Here is a 19,948-nt window from a genome sequence, read left to right on the forward strand (position 1 = left end):
CGCTGAGCCGTTTTGGCCAGCCGCCCTAGGCCCGCGTCTACCTCGGAGCGCTCGGAGGCGCTGAGGGGCCTCTCGTGCCACACCGGAAACATCGCATCGCTCCCTCGTCAGTCCCGCATCAGGACGACTTCGTCCTGATACCGAGACGACGAACGGCGGCGGCGAAACCGGACAGCGATCAGCGCGGGCGGCCGAACGCATATTTGGTGAGCACCCGCACACTCTCCGTGCTGCGCTGCTTCGCCGCCGCCGGCAGCATCGTGAGCGCATGGATCCGCGACGAGAGATGCCACCGTGCGGCCTTCGCGGCCCGCGGCCAGCCGTGCGCATCCATCTGCTCCGCGGCCGCGAGGAAGAACGACCGCGCCTCACTGAACCGGTTGCCGGTGACCGCCGTCGACGCCGAGAGGCTCTCGTTGTGCCGCCGATACTGGAACACCGTCACGTCGTCGGCGACGAGTGACCCACCCCGGGCAACAAGCGCCAGGATGAGCTTGAGGTCCTGGATCACCTTCAGCTCGAGGTCGAAGCCGACCGCCTGGACCTCGCGGGTGCTCCACACGAGCGACGGAAAATACAGCCAGTTGCCGCGCAGCAGGCTCACCGCCAGGTCCTCGCCCGTGAGCCGGGTGGTGCCGGCGACCCTGGGGGAGTACACCCGCCGCTTCGTCGTGTCCGCAAGCGTCTTGACGACCGCCCCGTCCGACCCGATGACCTCGACGCCCGGCTGGATCAGCACGGCGTCGGGGTGCTGCCCGATCAGGTCGTGCACGCGCGCCACGTAGCCGGGCAGCATGACGTCGTCGCACCCCATCATGCTCAGGAACGGCGCCTCGGCCCGGTCGACGCACTGCTGGAAGTTGCGCGTGATACCGAGGTTCTGCGGATTGCGGTGGTACCGCACCGACGGATGCCCCAGCCCCGCGAAGTACTCCGGCACCCCGGTCACCCGCTCCGCCGGATTGTCGTCGAACACGGTGAGGCGCCACCGGTCGTCGGTCTGCGCGAGCACGCTCTCCACCGCGGTCCGGAGCAACGGCAGCTCACCGTAGTGCGGCAGCATGATGTCGAGCACCGGCCGATCCTAGCCGCCGCCGCACCGCCACCCCCGCCGCCGGTGCCGCCCGGGCGGCGCAGAAAAAAACCGGCCCGCTCGTGACAACGAGCGGGCCGGTCGGGTGCGTCTGAATCAGTGTCGGGCTCGCCGCGGACCGGCCGGGGGCTGGCCCGCCGCGGCGCGCTTCGAGGCGTGCTCCGCGGGGGCCGGGGAGTCCTCGTCCCAGGCCTTGGCCTTGCGGATCTCGTCGAAGAAGCCGAGCAGCCGGTCGAGCTCCTGCGTGCTCGTCTTGTCGTCGGCCCGGACGGTCTTGCCCTTCTTGTTGTGCGAGCGGATCTCGCGGCCGGTGGCCGTCGAGCCCGTGTCGTCGAACTCGCTCTCGTCCGACATCGGGGCCCGCGGCGCCGGCATGCGGCCGGTCGGCTCCTCGAGGTGCCGGTTCGGCGGCGGCGAGACCGGCTCGAAGTGGTGGTTGTCGTAGTCCGGCGCGTCGAAGCTGTACCCCTGCTGCGGGCCGGCCGGGTGCAGCGGCTGGTCCTCGCGGTGGAACGCGCGCGGCGGCGCGACGTGCACGTCCGGGTGCATGGGCGCGTGCCCGTTGAACCCGCCGTTGTAGCCGTTGGGCGGCTGCGGCTGCGCGTGCCCGTTGAAGCCCCCGGGTGCGGCGTACCCGTTCGCCACCGGCCGCTGACCGTTGACGTGCCCGTGTCCGTTGGAAGGAGCGTGCCCGTTGACCGGAGCGTGGCCGTTGACCGGGCCGCCGGCCGGGTGCTGCGGACCGGGCACGACCGGCACCATCGGCGTCGTCGCGTCCGGAGCGCCGTTGCGGAAGGCCGCCGCCGGGAACGAGCCGGTGGTCTCACCGGGCCGCTGGCGGGGCTGCTGCGGGGGCATGGGCGGCATCGGCGGCTCGGTGGCCGGGTAGCCACCGCCCCGCCCGGGCCGCTGCGAACCGTTCGGGGTCAGCGGCGAGAACGAGCCCGTCGGCTCGCCGACCGCCGGGAACGCCCCCGTGTGGTGGCTGCCGTTGCGCTGCGGCGGCTGCTGGACATGCGGCGGCTGCTGCCCGTGCGATTGCGGCGGAGCCGGCCGGTCGAACGCGGTGGTCGGCGCGTCCGCGGGCGGGAAGGCCGGGAACGAGCCGGTCCGGGAGCCGGCGCGGTCGGAGTACCCGCGCTCGTAGTCCTGCTCGGGCGCGTTGGAGCGGGGCACCGTCGGGTGCGCGCCGGACGGGTGGCCGTTCGCGGGCCGCCCGTCGACGAGGTACGGCCCGTTCGCGTCGCCGTGGCGTCCGTGCCGCGGGCCCTCGGCCGCCGCCGGCGTGACGGTCGGGAATGAGCCGCTCGTCGTCGGGGTCGAGGGCGAGACCAGCTCGACCTCGCCCGGCTCCGGCAGCGAGTCGAGCAGGCCGGTGGCGAGGATGAACACGTTCGGGGCGGCGCCGCGCGGCACGGTGATGTACGCCCGCTTCCGCGCGTCGATCGGCAGCTTCTCGAGGACCTCGGCGATCGTGTGGGCCGGCGGCGGGATCTCGGCCGCGTTCGGCGCACCGACGATCACGGCGCAGCGGTTGACGTCCACCGGGAGGCTGCGGACCCAGTCGGCCGGGTCGTTGAGGTGCTGCGGGCGGACCCACAGGCCGGCCTGCACGACCTCGAGCACCCAGCCGGAGCCCAGGTCGAAGGTGGCCTGGCCGGCCGCCTCGCCGAGCACGTCGGGGCAGGGGTTGATCCAGTCGACCGGGCGGGGGGCGCCGTTGCGGGGCGCGTGCCACAGCTCGCGGGCGAAGGTCCGCCAGCGGGGCAGGCCCTTGTGGTCGATGGTGACGACGGCCCGCTGGCCGGCGGGGGCGCACAGCGGCAGGCCGGTGCGCACGTGCACGGCCCGGCCGAGCACGTCGGCGACGACCGGTCCGACGGGGCCGTCGGCGATCGGGTTCTGGCCGTAGGGCGTGAACACGCAGCGGTCGGCGGCCAGCGTCGGCACCGAGGTGACCGCGCGGGCCAGCTCGTCGCGGTGCAGCGGCTCGTCGCCCGGGTGCCCGAGGATCATCGAGGGGTTCTCGTGGTCGGTCGGCACCGAGTACGCCAGGTCGGTCACGCTGCCGACCCGGCGGCGGTGCAGCCACAGGCCGGCCGGGATCTGGTCGAGGACCAGGTCGCCGGGGAGCTCGGGAATCTCGCTGCACAGGTCCGACTCCCACGCGGGGGCCGGGAAGCGCCAGCCGACCCGGACCGCGGGCGCGCCGGTGCGGAACCGCCAGAAGCCGCCGGGCCGCTGCTCGCCGCGCCCGACCGGGGCGAAGAGCGAGCCGCCGGGGACGCCCAGGAGCGGGCCGGCCGCGGCGATGACGTCGATGCCGAGCCGCATGGCGATCATGTGCGCGGCCGCTGGGCGCTCATTGGTGGCGCAGGCGCCGTCCCAGGCGACGAAGCGCATCGCGGCGAACCCGCGGGGCAGGCCGTTGGCGAGGACCTCGGCCAGCTCCTCGATCATCGCGGGCTGCAGCTTCACCGTATGGGAGCTGATCACCACCGCGCACTCGGCCGACCCGTGCGGCGAGACGACAAGCGCCGCCGCGCCCGGGCTGGGCTCGTCACCGGAGTGGACGACCGCGCCGGCCCCGAGCCAGGAAACCTTCATCCCGGGCCAGTGGCGCAGCCGCACCTGCATCGCCGTGCTCATGCAGACCTCTCAGCGCTATGGAGCCGTGCTCCGCAGAGGGCGGCTGCCGGCCGCGCGACCACCGTCCGAGCCGACGGCCGCGAACGGCCCGGCATGTCCGGTGTGCAGGCTGCAAGCGGGCAGCAACGAGACAAGATTGCCCTCCGTCGGGTGTGCCACGAGCGGTGCAGTGTGGAGGGGGTTCCACGCCGATCACCGCAGGACAGCTCTGCCGGATCGTACCGCGCTGAGTGACGGACGCAACCATCTCGTTTGTCCGCGAACGGGTGCGAGAACGCGAACCGGCGGGGGGATTGCGCCCGATTTGCTAGTCTTGGTAGTGACTTCTCCGGAGAGTTGCTCATGCTTCGAGCTGCAGTCCGCCGAATACTGGCTGTCACCGTCGGCCCGCTCCGGCGTGCTGCCGCAGTGGTCGTCGGGATCGTGCTGGTCATCGTCGTCGCGTCGACGCTGAGCTCCTGCAAAACCTCTCCAATCGGAACTTCCGGGACCGGCCCGTCGCCGGGCCGTTCTCCTGCATACCCGCCGAGCGGGGTGCTCGTCCTGTATGACACGACCGGGCAATACGGCTCCCTGGGGGAGCTGTATGCGGTCCAAGCTGGGAATCTGGCCTCCCACTTCGGATCATGGGACGCCGTGCCAGTGACGAAGTACACGCCTGGTTCTACCCAGAAGTACCGGTTGACCATCTACATCGGATCGACGTACGACGAGCCGCTGCCGCAATCCTTCCTGACCGACGTGTCCGCCGGCGCCAACGTGCTCTGGCTCGGGGCCAACCTCTGGCAATTGATCGCAAAGTACCCGGGAATGGGCTTCCAGGCAGCGACGATCGACGATGCGGCGCCGACCGGGATCCGTTACCGCGGCACGGATTTGACCCGCAGTCCGAGCGCCGGGGGCCTCGTTTCGACGACCTTGAGCCGAGGGGTGTACTCCCACACGCTCGCCGAGGCCGAAATGCCCGACGGCCGCTCCCGGCCCTGGGCGGTGCGGGTCGGCGCCGTCACGTTCATCGCCGAGGTGCCGTTCACCTACGTCTCCTTCGACGACCGGTACCTGGTGTTCGCCGACCTCCTGTTCGACCTGCTCGCGCCGCAGACGAAGGAGCGGCACCGGGCGCTCGTGCGCATCGAGGACGTCGGCCCGCACTCCGATCCGGCCCAGCTCCGCCAGATCGCCGATTATCTGCATTCGCGTAATGTTCCGTTCGCCGTGGCGGTTTTCCCCGTTTACGACGACGCGGCAGGCGTGTATTCCGGCGGCGCCCCCGTGCACCGCACGCTGAGCGGATCCCCGCAGGTCGTGGACGCGCTGCGATACATGCAACAGCAGGGCGGAACGCTGATCATGCACGGCTACACCCACGGCTTCGCCGGCGCCCCGAATCCGTACGGCGTGAGCGCCGAGGATTACGAGTTCTACCGGGCCCACATCGACGGCGCGGGCACGGTGGCCCTGGACGGCCCGGTCCCCGGCGACTCGGCGGACTGGGCGCTGGGCCGCCTGGACGCGGCCCGCGCGGAGTGGACGAAAGCGGGCCTGACCCCGCCCTCCATCTGGGAGTTTCCGCACTACACGGCCAGCGCGGCCGACTACCGGGCGATCGCCGGCGCTCCCGGCATCCAGGCCCGCTACGAGCAGGTCCTGTACTTCAACGGCATCCTGGGCGGCACCGGAACACGCTCAGTGAGCCAGTACTTCCCATACCTCGTCAAGGACGCATATGGGACGCCGGTCATTCCGGAGACGCTTGGAAACGTTGCAACACAAAGATTTAACCAGCACGGTGTCCGCCTGGCCCCCGACCTGCTCGCCTCGGCCAGGCGTCAGCTCGCGGTCCGGGACAACGTGGCGAGCTTCTTCTACCACCCCTTCCTGGGCCTGCAGTACCTCCCGGAGCTGATCGAGGGCCTCCAGACGATGGGCTACACCTTCGTGGCCGCCCCCTCGCTGCTGCCGTGAGTGCACAATCCGAAATCTTGAACGCCTCAAGTCTTTCCGTTTTAACTGACGACCATCACTTCGAGCACACCATTTGCGCACTGCAGAGCGGTCCGTAATCACCCGCTCACGCCAGCCCACCGCCGCCGGCGGTCTCCGCGGTCGCCCGGCGCTCGGCGAGCAGCAGCCCGGCCGTCCAGGCGGCGCGATCGACAGGCCGGCCGAGCGATGAGCGAGCGACCGGGCGCCCGAAGTGGCCGGTGGCCGGGTCAGGGCGCGGCGGCGGTCGCGCGGACGGCGGCCGGGGCCGTGGGCGGGGCGGGGTCGAGGTTGCGGAAGCACAGCAGCGCGGCCGCGGCCAGGGCGCCGACCAGGCCCACCGCGGCGAAGCCCCACGCCGGGGAGCCCAGGTCGATGGCCCAGCCCGCGAGGGGTGAGCCGATGGCCAGGCCGGCGGTCAGGGAGGAGCCGTGCCAGCCCATCGCCTCGCCGCGGGCGGACGCCGGGACCAGGCGGCTCACCAGGTCGGCGCTCGCGCTCAAGGTCGGCGCACACAGGACGCCGGCCGGCAGCAGGGTCAGGAACAGCAGCGGCCAGGCGTCGCCGACCAGGCCGGCCGGGATCGTGCACACGGCCAGGCCGCCCAGCAGGGCCACGAGCGACAGCGCGCGGGGGAGGGCGCCGTAGACGAAGCCGCCCACGAGCGAGTAGACGGCCCACGCGGCCAGCAGCGCGCCGACGACCTCGACCCGGCCCGCGTCGCGCAGCACCGCCACGATGCCCAGGTCGGTGCCGGCCAGGACCACAGTGGTGGCGGCGGTCGCGGCGCAGACGGCCACGAAGCGCGCGGTGAGCCAGTCGCGGCGGCGGACCGGTGCGGCCGCGGGGGCTTCCGTGCCGGAGGGGGAGACGACCGGCGGGTTGACGATGTAGAGGGCGATGCCGGCCAGGACCATCGTGGCGCCGATCGACCACAGGGCGACCCGGCCCGACAGGGCGCTCGTGAGCAGGACGGCCAGGGGCGGGCCGGCCATGAAGCTGAGCTCGACCGACATGGAGTCGAGCGCGTAGGCCTGGCGGCGCTGGTCGGCGGGGACCAGGGCGGCGATCGACTGGCGGATCACCGAGAAGACCGGGAGCGAGAGGACTCCGGCCACCAGCGCGCCGGCCAGCAGTACACCGAAAGGCAGAAACGGTGCGAAGGCCCAGAAGAGCGCCTCGGCCACGGTCGTGACCACGAGCATCGGGCGCAGGCCGCGCCGGTCCACGAAGCGGCCGTTGAGCGGGCCGCCGAGCGCCGTGCCGACCGTCAGCGCCGCCCCGACCAGACCGGCCGCGCCCCAGCCCTTGTGGAGGTCCAGGGCGACGTGCAGGGTCATGGTCACGCCGATGGCCGTGATCGGTATCCGGGCCAGGAGGGCGAGCACCATGAGCGACCGCACGCCCGGTAGGGCGAGAACGCGGCGGTAGGGGTCGAGACGCATGAGGACATCATGGCGGCCGGGTACGACAGAAAATCCCGCCCGGCGGGTAAGAATGCCCGGGAACCGATCGACACCCCCCGCAGTCCAATGAGCAAGACCTATGGATGGAGCTGAACCATGAAGTCCCGGATCCTCGTTGCCGCCCTGCTCACACTCACCCTGGCCGCCTGTTCGGACGACCCCGGCCAGGCCGATGCCGCCGCGAGTGGGGCCGCGACGACCGGCGGGGTCCCCGCGAGCAGCAGCAGTGCGGGAGCGGCCGGCGGCAGCCCCGCGGCCGGCACGAGCGCCGGGCCGAACACGGACCCCAGCTCGAAGGCCAACGCGGGCGGCAACCAGACGGCCACGGACACGCTCGTGTCGTTCACCCGGACCGGCGGCCTGGCCGGCAACAACGACTCGCTCGTCGTGCGCCCGGACGGCTCGTACACCATCCAGACCAAGCAGGCCAAGCGGGACGGCAAACTGACCGACGAGGAGCTGGGCGCGCTCAAGGCGGCCCTGGCCTCGACCGACTTCAACAAGCTGCCGACCAACAACGACAGCGGCGCGGTCGCCGACGCGTACACCTACACGATCACCTACGGCGGGAAGCAGATCACGGCGAAGGACGGGTCCATCCCGCCCGCCCTCCAGCCGGTGATCAGCGCGCTAGGCGCCTTCCTCAGCAAGTAGCCCGTCGATCCGGTCCAGCTCCTCGGGGGACAGCGGCAGGTTCTGCAGTGCCCCGAGGTTGTCCAGCAGCTGCTTGACGCTCGACGCCCCGATGATCAGCGAGGTGACCCGCGGGTCGCGCAGTGCCCAGGCCAGTGCGAGCTGGGCCAGGCTCTGGCCGCGCCCGCGGGCCACCTCGTCCAGGGCCCGGATGAGCCGGAGCCGGGCCGGGGTGAGGTCGCTCTCGTTGAGGAAGCGGCTGGTGCGCACCCGCGAATCCTCAGGGATGCCATCGAGGTACCGGTTGGTCAGCAGCCCCTGCGCGAGCGGCGAGAACGGGATGCAGCCCGCCCCGGCCTCCTCGAGCGCGCCGAGCAGTTCGGGCTCGATCCAGCGGTCGAGCATCGAGTACCGCGGCTGGTGGATCAGCAGCGGCGTGCCCAGCTCGCGCAGGATGCGCGCGGCGGCGACCGTCTGCTCGGCGCTGTAGTTGGAGATGCCCACGTAGAGGGCCTTGCCCGAGCGCACCGCCGCGTCCAGGGCGCCCATCGTCTCCTCGAGCGGGGTGTCGGGGTCGGGGCGGTGCGAGTAGAAGATGTCGACGTAGTCGAGGCCCATCCGGCTCAGCGACTGGTCGAGGGAGGCCAGGACGTACTTCCGCGACCCCCACTCCCCGTAGGGCCCGGGCCACATGTCGTAGCCGGCCTTCGTGGAGATGATGAGCTCGTCGCGGTAGGGGCGCAGGTCGTCGGCCAGGATCCGCCCGAAGTTGCGCTCGGCCGACCCCGGCGGCGGCCCGTAGTTGTTCGCCAGGTCGAAGTGCGTGACGCCCTCGTCGAACGCGCGCCGGACGATGGCCCGCTGCGAGTCGAGGGACCGCTCGTCGCCGAAGTTGTGCCACAGCCCGAGCGAGATGGCCGGCAGCTTGAGCCCGCTGCGGCCGCTGCGCCGGTAGAGCATGTCCTGGTATCGGCCCGAAGCCGCCTCGTACACCACACGGTGATCATAAACTGGCCGAATGGACGAGGTGCCGATCGAGGAGCCAGTCGAAGCGCCGCCCGAGAAGCGTCCGACGGTCGCGACGATCCTCGTGGCCGAGGACGACGCCGACATCCGCGACCTGTTCACGATGGCCCTGGAGGGCGCCGGCGTCGAGGTCGTCGCGGTCGAGAACGGCGAGGCGGCCCTGGCCGAGCTGGAAGGCCGGACCTTCGACATGCTCGTCACCGACATGTGGATGCCCCGGGTCTCCGGGCTCGACCTGTGCAAGAAGATCCGGGCCGAGCCCGCGACGCAGGAGATGCCCGTGCTCATGCTCAGCGCCTACGGGCGCCTGCGCGGCCGGGAGGAAGCAAAGATGGCCGGGGCCAGCGATTATCTGATGAAACCGCTGCGCCCCAGCCAACTCGTGAGCAAGGTGGACGCCATGCTGGGCGGCCGCCTGGTCATGCGAACCTAAGCGATCGGCTCCGCGAACGGGTCCTCGGCCGTGTCGACCGGGATCTCGGCCGCCGCCGCCCGGGCCTGCTGGGCCCCGCGGGCCGAGCGCTCCTCGTCGGTGATCGGGAAGTGGCAGGCGACTGTCTGGCCCGGCAGGAGCTCGCGCAGCATCGGCTCCTCCTGGGCGCACAGGTCCTGCGCCTTCCAGCACCGGGTCCGGAAGCGGCAGCCCGACGGCGGGTCGATGGGGCTCGGCACGTCGCCGGTCAGCAGGATCCGCTCCCGCTGCGCCTTGTCGCGCCGGCCCGGGTCGGGCACCGGCACCGCGGAGAGCAGCGCGAACGTGTAGGGGTGCAGCGGCGTCACGTAGAGCCCGTCACGCCCGCCGACCTCGACGACCTTGCCCAGGTACATGACCGCGACCCGGTCCGAGATGTGCCGGACCACCGACAGGTCGTGGGCGATGAACACGTAGGTCAGGTTGAACTCGCGCTGCAGGTCGTCGAGCAGGTTGACGACCTGGGCCTGGATCGACACGTCTAGGGCCGAGACCGGCTCGTCGGCGATGATGAGCTTCGGCTGCAGGGCGAGCGCCCGGGCGATGCCGATGCGCTGGCGCTGGCCGCCGGAGAACTCGTGCGGGTAGCGGTTGTAGTGCTCCGGGTTGAGGCCGACCAGCTCCAGCAGGCGCTGGACCTCACGCTTCTGCCCGTGCGCCGTCTTGATGTTCTGCACCTGCAGCGGCGCGCCGACGATCGAGCCGACCGTGTGGCGCGGGTTCAGCGACGAGTACGGGTCCTGGAAGATCATCTGCACGTCGCGCCGCAGCGGCCGCATCTGGGCCACGTTGAGGTGCGAGATGTCCCGGCCATCCAGGACCACCTGGCCGCCGGTCGGCTCCAGCAGGCGGGTCATGAGCCGCCCGGTGGTCGACTTGCCGCAGCCGGACTCGCCGACCAGGCCGAGGGTCTCACCGGCCTTGACGGACAGGTCGATGCCGTCGACCGCGCGGACGGCGCCGACCTTCCGCTTGATGAAGGCGCCCCGCATGATCGGGAAGTGCTTCTGCAGGCCACGTACCTCGAGGAGGTTCTCGCCGCCGCGCTCCGGCGCCGCCGCCGGCTGGGGTTGGGTCGTCGTCGACACTGTCGTGCTCCTCAGAGGTTCGGGGCGATGTCCGACTTGAAGATGGCCAGCCGCTCCGCGTGCGGGATGTGGCAGGCGACGCCGTGTTCGGGCGTGCCCTCCGCCAGGGTCGGCTCGACCGTCTTGCAAGGGATGCCGTTGCGCTCCACGTAGGGGCAGCGCGGGTGGAAGGAGCAGCCGCTCGGAAGGTTGATCAGCGACGGCGGGTTGCCCTTGATGGGCACCAGCCGGTCGCGCACCTCCCGGTCGACGCGGGGCATCGACGAGAGCAGGCCCCAGGCGTACGGGTGCTCGGGGCGGCGGAAGATGGTCTCCGCGGTGGCGTGCTCGACGCACTTGCCGCCGTACATCACCAGGATGTCGTCGGCCACCTCGGCCACGACGCCCAGGTCGTGCGTGATGATGATGACGGCGGAGTTGAACTCCGACTGCAGGTCGCGGATCAGGTCCAGGATCTGCGCCTGGACCGTGACGTCGAGCGCCGTGGTGGGCTCGTCGGCGATGAGCAGCTGCGGGTTGTTGACGAGCGACATGGCGATCATCGCGCGCTGGCGCATACCGCCGGAGAACTGGTGCGGGTAGTCGTCCACGCGCCGCGCGGGCTGCGGGATGCCGACCCGGTCGAGCATCTCGATCGCGCGCTTGCGGGCGTCGTTCTTCGAGACCTTGTGGTGCACCCGGTACGCCTCGATGATCTGGGCGCCCACCGTGTAGTAGGGGTGCATCGCGGTCAGCGGGTCCTGGAAGATCATCGCCATCTTGTTGCCGCGCAGCAGGCGGACCCGCTCGGGCGCGGCCCCGATGAGCTCCTCGCCGTCGAGCCAGACCTCACCCGAGATGGCGGCCGAGCCCCGCCGGTGCAGGCCCAGGATGCCCAGGCTGGTGACCGACTTGCCGGAGCCGGACTCGCCGACGATGCCCAGTGTCTCGCCGCGTTCGAGCTGGAAGTTCAGTCCGTCCACGGCCTTGACCACGCCGTCGTCGGTCTTGAAGTGGATCCGCAGGTCCCGCACGTCGAGGAACGACGATGCGGTCTGCGGCCCGGGCCCGCTCGGGCTCGGGGTGCCGTCGGTGAGCAGACTGCTTGACATGCTCACTCCTCTCCAGGATTGCCGTGGTGCGGGGGACGGGGCGCGGCAGAGGTCATCCGAGCCGCACCCGCGGGTCGATCACGGCGTAGAGCACGTCCACGATCAGGTTGGCAAAGACGATGAAGAACGAGGCGAACAGCGTGGCGCCCAGGATGATCGGGAGGTCCTTGGAGGCCACCGCGTCGACGCTGAGCTTGCCGATGCCGGGCAGGCTGAAGACCCGCTCGGTGAGGATCGCGCCGCCGAGCAGCGTGCCGAGGTCGAGGCCGAAGATCGTCACGATAGGCGTCAGTACCGCACGCATGGCGTGCTTGCCGATGACGACCCGCTCCTTCAGACCCTTCGCGCGAGCGGTGCGGATGTAGTCCTCGCCCATGGTCTCGAGCATCTGGGCCCGCGTCAGCCGCGCGTAGGTGGCGGCGAACAGCAGGGCGAGGCTCACCCAGGCGAGGAACAGCTTGTTGGCCCAGCCCAGGGGATCATCGACGAAGTTGATGTACTCGCCACCCTGGAAGATCTTCCACTGGTGGACGAAGAGCGACTGGAACACGAGGCCCGTGAAGTACACGGGCAGTGACACGCCGGCGAGGGCCAGCAGCATCACGAACCGGTCGGCTATCTGCCCGCGTTTCAGCGCGGATATGACGCCGCCGGCCACGCCCCCGAACAGCCAGATGATGGCGGCGCCGATGGCGAGGGAGATGGTGACGGGGAGGCGGTCCAGCAGCAGCGGCCAGACCTCGCGGTCGGTGCGGAACGAATACCCGAAGCAGGGGGCCGAGCAGTGGGTCACCGAGGGGCCGTTGTTGTAGTCGCGGCCGACGACGAGACCTTTCACGAACATGCCGTACTGCTGGTAGACCGGCTTGTCCAGGCCGAGCTTGATCCGCGTCTGAGCGACGGCGTCCGGGGTTGCCGTCTTGCCGACGTACATCTCAGCGGGATCGGCGTGCGCCGCCTTCGGGATCAGGAAGAAGATCGCGAAGGTGACCATCGAGACGGCCACGATGAGCAGTGCCGCGGTGACCAGGCGGCGCAGGATGTAGTTGATCACGTGTGCGGCCTGACGCCGGCCGGCGTGACGGGGGTTCCCGTCGCACCGGCCGGCGCCGTGGCCCTCACCTGCCTTCTGTACTCGTGAAGGGCGGGTTACCGGCTGTTCAGGCTGTGGCTGCTTCGGTGCTGGAGCGAGGGTCCGGACCCGAGGGTCAGGACGACACGCCCAGGCTGCCGAAGTCGTACATGCCGTAGTACTCCGTCACGAACACGTTCGTGACGCGGGGGTTGCGGTAGTTGAGCGCCTTGTCGTAGACGAACGGCACCATGACCGAGGCGTCCATGACCTTGTGGTTGATGTTCGTCCAGATGTCGGCGGCCTTCTTGGGGTCGGCCTCCGCCTTGGCCTGGTCGATCAGGCCGTTGATCTCCGGGTCGTTGAGCTCGGCGTAGTTGTTGTTGCCGGACGCCGAGATGTTGCGACCGTCGACGAGCACCTGCAGGAAGCCGAAGGCGGTCGGGAAGTCGGCACCCCAGCCGGCGAACATCAGGCCGTAGCCCTTGGCCGCCACGTTCGACGGCGCACCGATGGTCGAGCGGAAGTACAGCGACGGCTCGGTCGGGTCGAGGCGGGCGTTGATGCCCACGTTCTTCAGCGCGGCCTGGAGGGCCTCCGCCGTCTTGAGCTCCTTACCCGTGTTACGGGTGGCGATCACGGTGTCGAAGCCGTTCGGCTTGCCACACGCGGCCAGCTCTTCCTTCGCCTTGTCGATCTGCGGCTTGCCCGACTTGGTGTTGAACGGGTCGTAGTCGTCGTGACCCGCGATGGTCGGGGGCAGCATGTTGGTGGCGATGTCACCACCGGCGTCGGCGCCACCGCGCGCGGTCTGCAGCGTGACCTTGTCGGTCGCGTACTGCACGGCCTTGCGGCAGTGGATGTCGTTGAACGGCGCGACCTTGGTGCTGATCGAGAAGTAGCGGATGAAGCCCGTGTTCGGGGCGTCCGCGTTCTTCTTCTTCTCCGGGTCGAGCAGGATCTTCGGCTGCGAGCCCTGCTGGACACCGGTCTGCGCGGTGTCGATGTCGATGTCCCCGCCCAGCAGCTGGTTGTCGATCTCCTCGACGGCCGTGCCGATGGTCAGGTCGATCTGGTCCGGCAGCGCCTTGCGGACGGTGTCGGTCTTCTTGTCCCACTGGTCGTTGCGCACCAGGACGGCCTTCTTGCCCTGGTCGTACGACTGGAACTTGTAGGGGCCGGAGGAAACCGGCTTCTCACCGTACTTGTCGCCGGTGTCCTTCGCCGCCGGCACGGGGCCGGCGCTGGGCATCGCGAGCAGGTACGAGAAGTCCGACAGCGGTTCCTTCAGCTTGAAGATGATCGTGCTGTCGTCAGGCGTCTCGACGGACTTGAGGCCCAGCTTGTTCGGGTCGGTGTCCTTGTACGGGCCGGGGTACTTCTGGCCCTGGTCGAGGACGTCCACCAGGTACGGCGGGCCGCCGGAGAGCACGTCGGTGGCGAAGTTGCGCTCAATGCCGTACTTGATGTCCTTCGAGGTGATCGGCGAGCCGTCCTCGAACTTGACACCCGACTTGAGCTTGAAGGTGTAGGTCTTGCCGCCGTCGCTGAGCTCGGGCAGGGCCTGCGCCAGGTCGGGAACCAGCTTGAGCCCGTCGTCGCCCGGCTTCGCCTCGTTGGTGAGCAGCGAGCGGACGTAGAAGCCCTTCTGGAAGTTCCACACCCATGCGTAGTACGCCCGGGCCGGGTCGAACGAGTCCGGGTCGGAGTTGTTGACGAGCTTGAGCGTGCCACCGGCCTTGTCGGACGGGTTCACGACGCCCTTGGTGGCGGCGTTGAAGCCGGACACACCCTGGGAGCCGCCGCTCTCGCTGGTCTTGGGGCTGTTGCTGCCTGAGCCACAGGCGGACAACACCAGGGCGACAGCGGCCGAACCGGCCACCAATGCCCCTGTCCTCATTCTCACTGGGTTTTCCCTCCTTGTTTGGCGCGACCCGCCGAGGGACGGGCCGTCCGAGCTGTGCTGTGGTGCGAGTGAAGCTGCGGTGTGCACAGGGGTGCCGACCGGGCTGTCGGGACAGCGCCGGGCGGGTGGTGCCTGTGTATGCGTGACGGCCGAAGGCCACCGGTGGCCCGTGACGGGGCTACCGGTTGGCCTTCGGGTCCAGGGCGTCACGCAGGCCGTCGCCGAACAGGTTGAAGGCGAGGACCATGAGGAAGATCGCGAGGCCGGGCACGAACATGTACATCGGGTCGTACTCGTAGTACTGCACGGCGTCCGAGAGCAGCCGGCCCCACGAGGGAGTGGGCGGCAGCACACCGACGCCGAGGAACGACAAGGCCGCCTCGAAGAGGATGTTCGTGGGGATGATCAGCGTCGCGTAGACCAGGATCGGCGCCGTGAGGTTGGGCAGCAGCTCGCGGAAGAGGATGCGGGGCGAGCCCGCACCGATGCTGCGTGCCGCCTCGACGAACTCGCGTTCTCGCAGGGAGAGAGTCTGGCCGCGGACGATACGCCCGATGTACGGCCAGCTGAAGAACGCGATCACCGAGATCACCACGCCGACCCGCCAGCCCGTGCTCGCGGGCACGACCGAGATCAGCGCGATGGAGAACAGCAGGTAGGGGAACGCCAAGATCAGGTCCATCAGCCGGCTGATCGCACTGTCGACCCAGCCACCGAAGTAGCCGGAGACGACGCCGAGGACCACGCCGATGGCGACCGCGACGATCGTGGCCGACAGCGCCACGAGCAGCGAGACCTGGGCGCCGTAGATGATCTGCGAGAACAGGTCGCGGCCGGTGACGGGCTGGACGCCCAGCAGGAAGTCCTTGCTGACGCCGCCCCACGTCCCGATCGGCGGGTAGCCGCCGAGGTTCGCGTCGATCTGGTCCGAGTGGTACTCGTTGACCGGGTGCCCCCACACCTTGTTGATCAGGGGGGCGAACACCGCGACCAGCACCAGGAAAATAATGAACCCGCCTCCAATGAGCGCGACCTTGTCGCGCTTGAGCCGGGTCCACGCAATCTGACTGAGCGAACGGCCCTCAATGGCCTTCGCGGGAACACCGGCAGGCGTGGCGGTCGCCTCTTCGACCGTCGGCACCTGCTCGTCGCTCTTCGACGTGACGGGTCCCATAGTCATGGGCGTGGTGCCCCTCTCCCCGGCCGCCTGCCCGCCTTACGAATGCCGCCAGCGATGACCGTCGCACCGTGCAGTGAGCATGCGTCGGCCAGACCGGGGCCCGTCGCAGTCAGCAGCCGATCGGCTGTGTCTTCGTGGACTCCTGGTGCCCTATCCGCAGGTTCGGTCCACGGGCAGAGCGTGCACGAAGCCGACGGGTGTTGTCGCCTTCGTTGGAGGAACCCTGTCTCCCGTTCGGCCGATCGTCAAGGGTCACCCCCTGTCCTGTAACCAAGTCCACGCCGCGCCGTGATGAGGGCGTGATCCAAGCACAACGACTTTTGGATCATACACCCCCTAAACGGGCGAATCCCTGGCGAATCGTAACGGTGTGGTCACGCTACGTGGTGGAAAGATGGCGCCAAGAACGGCGAGAACGGGCTATCCAGGACGATCGTTGATCGTTTCACACTTAACAGTACGGTCCGGTCAGCGCTCATCGTGACACAGCGTGCTCAAATATCGAAATCGATCACGACGGGCGCGTGGTCGGAGGGCCCTTTGCCCTTCCTGGCCTCGCGGTCTATATAGGCACCCTTGACCGCACCCGCGATTGCCGTGCTGACCAAGGCCAGGTCGATCCGCATGCCCTTGTCCTGGTGGAACATACCGGCCCGATAGTCCCAATAGGTGAACGGATTCGGGCCTTTCATCGGTTTCGGGACGATGTCCGACAGCCCCGCCGTGACCAGGGCGGCGACCGCGTCCCGCTCCGGCTTCGTCACGTGCGTCGAGCCGATGAACGCGGCCGGGTCGAACACGTCGGAGTCCGCCGGCGCCACGTTGAAGTCGCCGCACACGGCGACCGGCCCCCCGGTGGCCAGATCCTGCGAGACCGCCAGACGAAGAGCCTCGAGCCAATTGAGTTTGTACCCGTAATGCGCCGACTCCGGCGCCCGCCCGTTGGGGACGTAGACCGACCACACGCGCACGCCACCGCAGACGGCCGAGACGGCCCGGGCCTCCAGCTTCGGCTCCTCGAAGAGCGGCTCCTCGCCACCGGGCTCGCCGCCCCAGCCCGGGTCGCCCGCGAAGCCCCGGCGCACGTCGTCGAGCCCCACCCGCGACAGCAGCGCGACGCCGTTCCAGCGCCCTTCCCCGTGGTGGGCGGTGTCGTAGCCGAGCGCCTTGACCTCCTCCGCGGGGAAGGCGTCGGTGGCCAGCTTCGTCTCCTGCAGGCACAGCACGTCGGGCGCCGAGTGCTCCAGCCACTCCAGGAGCCGGGGCAGCCGGGCCTTGACCGAGTTCACGTTCCAGGTAGCAAGCCTCACGACTGCCACCTTGCCATCACGAGGCGATCTATGCGGACTCCCGCTTCACCAATTCCGTCGGGAGGAGCAGGACGGGCTCGATCTTCTCGCCGGACGCCATCCGCAGCACCTGGCGGGCGGCCATCCGGCCGAGGTCGGTGATCGGCTGGCGGACGGTGGTCAGCGGCGGCTCGGTGTCGCGGGCGAAGTCCATGTCGTCGAAGCCGACCACCGCCACGTCGTCGGGGACCCGGCGGCCGGCCTGGCGCAGCGCCCGCAGCGCGCCCTCGGCCATCGCGTCGGAGGCGGCGAAGACGGCGTCGAGGTCGGGGTCGTCGCCGAGCAGTTGGCTCATCGCGAGCGCGCCGGACTGGCGGGTGAAGTCGCCGACCGCGACGATCGAGCGGCGGCCGCTGTCCTGCATCGCGGCCCGGTAGCCCTTGAGCCGGTCGATGCCCGCGCTCATGTCCTGCGGCCCGGCGATCGTCGCGACCCGGCGCCGGCCGGTGTCGAGCAGGTGGCGCACGGCGGCCCGGGCGGCGTCCTCGTTGTCGACGTCGACGTAGGGCACCGAGGACTGGATCAGCAGCCGCCCGTTGCACACGACCGGCACCCCGGCCCGGCTGAGCCGCTCCGGCAGCGGGTCGGCGCCGTGCATCGAGAAGATGATGGCCCCGTCGACGTGCCCGCCGGTGCAGTAGCGCTCGACGCGGTCGTGGCTGGGCCCGCTCGGCCCGACCATCATGAGCACGAGCTGCTTGTCGACGGCCTCGAGCTCCAGGCTGACCCCGCGGATGATGCTGGAGAAGAAGGGGTCGTCGGAGAAGACCCGGCTGGCGGTCTCGGACGCGACGAGCGCGATCGAGTCGGTCCGCTGGGTGACGAGGCTGCGGGCGGCCTGGTTGGGCACGTAGCCAAGCGCTTCGACGGCGTTCAGCACTTTGTCGCGGATGTGCGGCGCAACCGACGTCGATCCGTTGACGACGCGCGAGGCGGTCGCGCGCGACACCCCCGCGCGCTGCGCGACGTTTTCCAGCGTGGGCCGGTCCCGCCCCGACATCACCATTGTGCCGTCCCCCATATCTGTCAGCCGGACCATCATGACTGAAGTTCAGCAATGTGTAGCGCACAAACAATGACGGGCGATGGAGCATGTCGCTCCATCGCCCGTCGCACCCTCACACCGGTTACACCCTGATCACGATTTCGCCGTGCGCGATACGCCGGTCACCCAAGCCGCCGTCTCGGCCGGAGAGCGCTCTCAGAACTGGAATCAGACTGGCCCATGACTAGCCGGATGTCAATCACGGAAACGGTTGAGAGCGCTCTCCGGAATATGTTGTGGGAAACGCCAAAACCCCTTAGACCAAACCGGCGGTCCAGGCCAGGGAGGGCCGGGACCGCCGGAAGTGGGGCAGTGGTGTGGTGTAGATCGCTCAGCCCGCCACCTCCGCACGCTGCGTCGCCGAGCCGGGCCGAAGACCGCGTTCCCCGTGAGCGGCCACGTCGCTGCTCATGCCGTCGCCTCCGCAAGCTCCGGCGCCGCCCTGAGCGCCACCCTGCAACAGGGATGAGCGGCCACTCCGCTGCGCTGCGTACCGCTCATGCCGTCACCTCCGCAGGCTCCGGCGCCGGCCTGAGCCCCGAGCTGTAACACTGATGAGCGGCCACTCCGCTGCGCTGCGTACCGCTCATGCCGTCACCTCCGCAGGCTCCGGCGCCGGCCTGAGCCCCGAGCTGTAACACTGATGAGCGGCCACTCCGCTGCGCTGCGTACCGCTCATGCCGTTACCTCCGCAGGCTCCGGCGCCGGCCTGAGCCCCGAGCTGCAACACTGATGAGCGGCCACTCCGCTGCGCTCATGCGCCCGCTTGGCGGCGGCGGCACGCCTCCAGGTGGGCCGCGATGACGGGGGCGCTCGACGAGCGCACGCACGCGTCCGCGCCGGCCTCGAGCACGTCGACCACGGCCTGGTGGTCGCTGTACGGGCTCAGGACCGCCACGATCGAGGCGGCCGGATGGCGCAGGCAGGCGGCCGTCACCGAGCGGGGCCCGGGGTCGTCCAGCAGCACGATGTCGGGTTCCCGGCAGCCGGCCGGCATCTCGGCCCGGCGGGTCACCATCCAGGTGGCGGGCAGGTGCCGGTCCAGGTCGCTCAGGCGGTGTGCGGGGGCGATGAGCAGGACGTCGATCCGGTCCAGGGTGTCGGCGGCGGGGGAGTGCTGCGGCAGGGTCACAATCGTCATGCCTTCTTTATCCCGTGCGGGGCTGACATCCCCCTCGGTTCCACCTGCGAGAATCCTGGAAGCCCCGAGGCGCGCACGGCGGGAGGCCCCAGTGATCGTCTGGCTCAACGGCCCTTCCGGCGTCGGCAAGGCCACCGTGACCGCCGAACTGTGCCGCCGCGAGCCGCGGGCCCGGGCCTTCGACGCCGAGCGCATCGGCTGGGTGCTGCAGCGCACGGCCGGTCTGCTGCGCCCCGCGCTACCGGCCAGGCCGGGGGTCCGCCACGGCGACTACCGTGACCTGCCCGCCTGGCGCGCGGCCACCGTCGCCGCCGCGGCCCGCCAGGCCCGCGGGGCCGACCCGCTGCTGGTGCCGATGACGATGCTGCGCCGCGGGCACCTGGAGGAGATCCTGGGTGCGCTGCGCGACCGCGGCCATGAGGTGCGGCACGTGCTGCTCGACGTCTCCGCCCCGGCGCTCGTCGAGCGGGTCGAGGCCGACGACGGCCCCGACGCGCGCGGCTGGCGGCTGGAGGACCTGGGGGCGTACCTCACCGCCCGCCGTGACCTGCGCTCCCTCGGCGCCGTGGTCGACACCGACGACCTCTGCCCGGACGAGGTCGCCGACGAGGTGGAAGACCTGATCAACGCATGGAGACACGCCTGAGATCCACCCGGGGGCCTGAAGGCACCGGCAGGGCTTCGCAAATGCCGATTCGGCCCGGGACCCCGGAGCCACCCAGCCCGAATCGGCAGAGCTTCGCAAATGCCGATT

Annotated in this window: 16 protein-coding genes; 4 read left to right on the top strand and 12 right to left on the bottom strand. The window is 70.2% G+C overall.

The window, feature by feature from the left end; translation table 11 throughout:
• Positions 1 to 178: 178 nt before the first annotated feature.
• Both Dvina_RS11560 and Dvina_RS11565 read right to left on the bottom strand, forming a co-directional pair.
• A complete protein-coding gene (locus tag Dvina_RS11560; RefSeq protein WP_246656155.1) occupies positions 179 to 1,075 on the bottom strand; it encodes a glycosyltransferase family 2 protein in 897 nt (298 codons plus the stop codon).
• 114 nt (positions 1,076 to 1,189) lie between these two features.
• Positions 1,190 to 3,742, bottom strand: coding sequence for a hypothetical protein (locus Dvina_RS11565; protein ID WP_223102443.1), 2,553 nt, complete (start codon positions 3,740 to 3,742; stop codon positions 1,190 to 1,192).
• A 681-nt stretch (positions 3,743 to 4,423) separates the two neighbouring features.
• On the opposite strand from Dvina_RS11565, the gene Dvina_RS11570 reads away from it, so the two are divergent.
• A complete protein-coding gene (locus Dvina_RS11570; protein WP_223102444.1) occupies positions 4,424 to 5,707 on the top strand; it encodes a polysaccharide deacetylase family protein in 1,284 nt (427 codons plus the stop codon).
• Positions 5,708 to 5,955: 248 nt separating this feature from the next.
• On the opposite strand, the gene Dvina_RS11575 is transcribed toward Dvina_RS11570, so the two are convergent.
• Positions 5,956 to 7,170, bottom strand: coding sequence for an MFS transporter (locus Dvina_RS11575; RefSeq protein ID WP_223102445.1), 1,215 nt, complete (start codon positions 7,168 to 7,170; stop codon positions 5,956 to 5,958).
• A 117-nt stretch (positions 7,171 to 7,287) separates the two neighbouring features.
• Between Dvina_RS11575 and Dvina_RS11580 the strand changes: the two genes are divergently transcribed.
• Positions 7,288 to 7,845 (top strand): hypothetical protein, encoded by a 558-nt coding sequence (locus Dvina_RS11580; protein WP_223102446.1) that lies wholly within the window; start codon positions 7,288 to 7,290, stop codon positions 7,843 to 7,845.
• Here the strand turns inward: Dvina_RS11580 and mgrA are convergent.
• Positions 7,822 to 8,784: an L-glyceraldehyde 3-phosphate reductase gene (gene mgrA, locus Dvina_RS11585; RefSeq protein ID WP_271189642.1), complete on the bottom strand. Its 963-nt coding sequence runs from the start codon at positions 8,782 to 8,784 to the stop codon at positions 7,822 to 7,824. The two genes, Dvina_RS11580 and mgrA, sit on opposite strands and share 24 nt — an antisense overlap.
• Before the next feature lie 58 nt (positions 8,785 to 8,842).
• On the opposite strand from mgrA, the gene Dvina_RS11590 reads away from it, so the two are divergent.
• Complete coding sequence (locus tag Dvina_RS11590; RefSeq protein ID WP_223102448.1) at positions 8,843 to 9,283, top strand: response regulator; 441 nt, start codon at positions 8,843 to 8,845, stop codon at positions 9,281 to 9,283.
• On the opposite strand, the gene Dvina_RS11595 is transcribed toward Dvina_RS11590, so the two are convergent.
• The 8 genes from Dvina_RS11595 to Dvina_RS11630 all read right to left on the bottom strand — a co-directional run bounded on the left by Dvina_RS11595 (position 9,280) and on the right by Dvina_RS11630 (position 19,194).
• Positions 9,280 to 10,314: an ABC transporter ATP-binding protein gene (locus Dvina_RS11595; protein ID WP_246656524.1), complete on the bottom strand. Its 1,035-nt coding sequence runs from the start codon at positions 10,312 to 10,314 to the stop codon at positions 9,280 to 9,282. The genes Dvina_RS11590 and Dvina_RS11595 overlap by 4 nt on opposite strands.
• A gap of 107 nt (positions 10,315 to 10,421) precedes the next feature.
• Positions 10,422 to 11,501, bottom strand: coding sequence for an ABC transporter ATP-binding protein (locus tag Dvina_RS11600; protein ID WP_223102450.1), 1,080 nt, complete (start codon positions 11,499 to 11,501; stop codon positions 10,422 to 10,424).
• Between the two features lie 52 nt (positions 11,502 to 11,553).
• Positions 11,554 to 12,555 (bottom strand): ABC transporter permease, encoded by a 1,002-nt coding sequence (locus tag Dvina_RS11605; protein ID WP_223102451.1) that lies wholly within the window; start codon positions 12,553 to 12,555, stop codon positions 11,554 to 11,556.
• A gap of 154 nt (positions 12,556 to 12,709) precedes the next feature.
• Complete coding sequence (locus tag Dvina_RS11610; RefSeq protein WP_223105472.1) at positions 12,710 to 14,473, bottom strand: ABC transporter substrate-binding protein; 1,764 nt, start codon at positions 14,471 to 14,473, stop codon at positions 12,710 to 12,712.
• 184 nt (positions 14,474 to 14,657) lie between these two features.
• Positions 14,658 to 15,659: an ABC transporter permease gene (locus Dvina_RS11615; RefSeq protein ID WP_223102452.1), complete on the bottom strand. Its 1,002-nt coding sequence runs from the start codon at positions 15,657 to 15,659 to the stop codon at positions 14,658 to 14,660.
• Between the two features lie 494 nt (positions 15,660 to 16,153).
• Positions 16,154 to 16,969 carry an exodeoxyribonuclease III gene (locus tag Dvina_RS11620; protein WP_223102453.1) on the bottom strand — a complete coding sequence of 272 codons (816 nt, stop codon included), beginning with the start codon at positions 16,967 to 16,969 and terminating at the stop codon, positions 16,154 to 16,156.
• A 28-nt stretch (positions 16,970 to 16,997) separates the two neighbouring features.
• Positions 16,998 to 18,008 carry a LacI family DNA-binding transcriptional regulator gene (locus Dvina_RS11625; RefSeq protein WP_223105473.1) on the bottom strand — a complete coding sequence of 337 codons (1,011 nt, stop codon included), beginning with the start codon at positions 18,006 to 18,008 and terminating at the stop codon, positions 16,998 to 17,000.
• Positions 18,009 to 18,807: 799 nt separating this feature from the next.
• The gene (locus Dvina_RS11630) at positions 18,808 to 19,194 is read right to left on the bottom strand and encodes a hypothetical protein (protein WP_223102454.1); all 387 of its coding nucleotides are present in this window, start codon (positions 19,192 to 19,194) and stop codon (positions 18,808 to 18,810) included.
• 91 nt (positions 19,195 to 19,285) lie between these two features.
• Here Dvina_RS11630 and Dvina_RS11635 point away from each other — a divergent pair, with 91 nt between their 5' ends.
• Positions 19,286 to 19,840 carry an AAA family ATPase gene (locus tag Dvina_RS11635; RefSeq protein WP_223102455.1) on the top strand — a complete coding sequence of 185 codons (555 nt, stop codon included), beginning with the start codon at positions 19,286 to 19,288 and terminating at the stop codon, positions 19,838 to 19,840.
• Positions 19,841 to 19,948 lie beyond the last annotated feature (108 nt).

This window comes from Dactylosporangium vinaceum (assembly GCF_019904175.1).
Lineage (GTDB): Bacteria > Actinomycetota > Actinomycetes > Mycobacteriales > Micromonosporaceae > Dactylosporangium > Dactylosporangium vinaceum.

Bases quoted from the DNA above. Each gene is read 5' to 3' on its own strand.
- Dvina_RS11565 (WP_223102443.1), bottom strand. From the start codon at position 3,742: ATGAGCACGGCGATGCAGGTGCGGCTGCGCCACTGGCCCGGGATGAAG.
- Dvina_RS11615 (WP_223102452.1), bottom strand. From the start codon at position 15,659: ATGACTATGGGACCCGTCACGTCGAAGAGCGACGAGCAGGTGCCGACG.
- Dvina_RS11630 (WP_223102454.1), bottom strand. From the start codon at position 19,194: ATGACGATTGTGACCCTGCCGCAGCACTCCCCCGCCGCCGACACCCTG.
- Dvina_RS11595 (WP_246656524.1), bottom strand. From the start codon at position 10,314: ATGCGGGGCGCCTTCATCAAGCGGAAGGTCGGCGCCGTCCGCGCGGTC.
- mgrA (WP_271189642.1), bottom strand. From the start codon at position 8,784: ATGCTCTACCGGCGCAGCGGCCGCAGCGGGCTCAAGCTGCCGGCCATC.
- Dvina_RS11590 (WP_223102448.1), top strand. From the start codon at position 8,843: ATGGACGAGGTGCCGATCGAGGAGCCAGTCGAAGCGCCGCCCGAGAAG.
- Dvina_RS11580 (WP_223102446.1), top strand. From the start codon at position 7,288: ATGAAGTCCCGGATCCTCGTTGCCGCCCTGCTCACACTCACCCTGGCC.
- Dvina_RS11625 (WP_223105473.1), bottom strand. From the start codon at position 18,008: ATGTCGGGGCGGGACCGGCCCACGCTGGAAAACGTCGCGCAGCGCGCG.
- Dvina_RS11575 (WP_223102445.1), bottom strand. From the start codon at position 7,170: ATGCGTCTCGACCCCTACCGCCGCGTTCTCGCCCTACCGGGCGTGCGG.
- Dvina_RS11600 (WP_223102450.1), bottom strand. From the start codon at position 11,501: ATGTCAAGCAGTCTGCTCACCGACGGCACCCCGAGCCCGAGCGGGCCC.
- Dvina_RS11610 (WP_223105472.1), bottom strand. From the start codon at position 14,473: ATGAGGACAGGGGCATTGGTGGCCGGTTCGGCCGCTGTCGCCCTGGTG.